This window comes from Burkholderia sp. LMU1-1-1.1 (assembly GCF_040675865.1).
Classification (GTDB): domain Bacteria; phylum Pseudomonadota; class Gammaproteobacteria; order Burkholderiales; family Burkholderiaceae_D; genus Rugamonas.
Window position 1 is genome coordinate 1 of the sequence record NZ_JBEGHG010000081.1, and the last position, 226, is coordinate 226.

The 226-nt window shown below is 54.0% G+C and carries 1 rRNA gene; it reads right to left on the reverse strand.

The features are described from left to right. Positions 1-7 precede the first annotated feature (7 nt). Positions 8-226: ribosomal RNA gene (locus MRBLMU1_RS31305) — 16S ribosomal RNA — on the reverse strand; the annotation flags it as partial.

The following is a 226-nucleotide window of genomic DNA, read 5'->3' on the forward strand; positions in this document are numbered from 1 at the left end:
ACTCTAGAAAGGAGGTGATCCAGCCGCACCTTCCGATACGGCTACCTTGTTACGACTTCACCCCAGTCACGAATCCTACCGTGGTAAGCGCCCTCCTTACGGTTAAGCTACCTACTTCTGGTAAAACCCGCTCCCATGGTGTGACGGGCGGTGTGTACAAGACCCGGGAACGTATTCACCGCGACATGCTGATCCGCGATTACTAGCGATTCCAACTTCATGCAGT